The sequence below is a fragment of the Spirillospora sp. NPDC049652 genome (assembly GCF_040675125.1).
GTDB lineage: Bacteria > Actinomycetota > Actinomycetes > Streptosporangiales > Streptosporangiaceae > Spirillospora.
Map to the genome: position 1 here is coordinate 1 of NZ_JBFAOF010001479.1, position 1,258 is coordinate 1,258.

Below are 1,258 nucleotides of genomic sequence, written 5' to 3' on the forward strand. Positions count from 1 at the left end.
CGGGACGGTCGGCTCGGCGCTGTGCCACGGGCTGAAGCGGCTCGACCCGGCGGAACTGGCGCTCGTGGACATCGACGCCGCCGGGCTGGCGCGGCTGCGGCACGAGATGACCGCGCGGCTGCCGGAGGCCCGGGTGACCGTCGCGCCCGCCGACGTCCGGGACGGCGCGGCGGTCGCGGCCGTGCTCGCCGCCGCCCGGCCCGAGCTGATCTTCCACGCCGCCGGGCGGCACGACCTCGGCCGGGTGGAGCGCGACCCGTGCGAGGGCGTCGCGGGCAACGTGCTCGGGCTGCGGCACGTCGTGGACGGCGCGGTCCGGCACGGCGCGCGGCACCTGGTGTTCCTGTCGTCCGACAAGGCCGCCGACCCGACCTCGGTGTTCGGCGCGACGATGCGGCTCGGCGAGTTCCTGCTGCAGGCGGCGGCGGGCGGACCGACCCGGTTCGCGGCCGTCCGGATCGGCAACGTGCTCGGCCCGCGCGGGCGGCTGCTCGGGCCGCTCGCCGACCGGATCGCGGCCGGGGAGACCGTGACGATCACCCATCCGGAGGTGGCGCGGCACTTCATGACCGCCGAGGAGGCCGCCGGGCTGCTGCTGGAGGCCGCCGCGCTCGCCGAGGAGGCCGAGACGTTCGTGCTGGACATGGGCCGTCCGGTGCCGGTGGTCGAGCTGGTGCACCGGTACGCCGAGCAGTTGCGGCTGCCGGAGGTGACGATCCGGTTCTGCGGGCTCGGGCCGGGCGAGAAGCTCGCCGAGAAGCCGTTCGCCGACTGCGAGGCGCGGCTGCGCACCGCCCACCCCATGATCTGGGCGACCCGGCCCGCGCCGCCGCCCGCCGCCGGGCTGCCGGCGCTGCTGGACGGGCTCGCCGCGGCCGCCGCCGGCGGCGACGCGGTCCGGGTGCGGCGGATCCTGCGGCGGCTGCTGCCCGAGTACCACCCGGCGCGGCGGCCCGAGCCGTCCGCCGCCGCGCCGCGCGACGCGGGGTCGCCGGCCGATCCGCCCGGCCTGTAGAGGGGTGCGCCTTGGAAGCCTTCGACCCGGACCGCAAGCTGCGCGTCGCCACCGTGATCACCCGGTTCAACGGCGGCGCGGGGAACGTGGCGCTGAACGGCGCGCTCGCGCTGGACCCCGAGCGGTACGAGCGGGCGGTGATCACCGGCGGCGTCGGCATGGACAGCGCCGCGGCGGACGGCTCGCCCGGCGGGTCGGGCGGGTCCGGGGACGGGCCGGGCCCGGACGTGCTGCACGGCGAGG

The 1,258-nt window shown here is 78.5% G+C and carries 2 protein-coding genes; both read left to right on the plus strand.

The features are described 5' to 3' along the window. Positions 1 to 1,015: polysaccharide biosynthesis protein (locus AB0J52_RS41260; RefSeq protein ID WP_500188712.1), on the plus strand; the 1,015-nt coding region annotated here is incomplete at its 5' end. Positions 1,016 to 1,026: 11 nt separating this feature from the next. Then, on the plus strand, positions 1,027 to 1,258 hold a 232-nt coding region (locus AB0J52_RS41265), incomplete at its 3' end, for a hypothetical protein (RefSeq protein ID WP_500188714.1).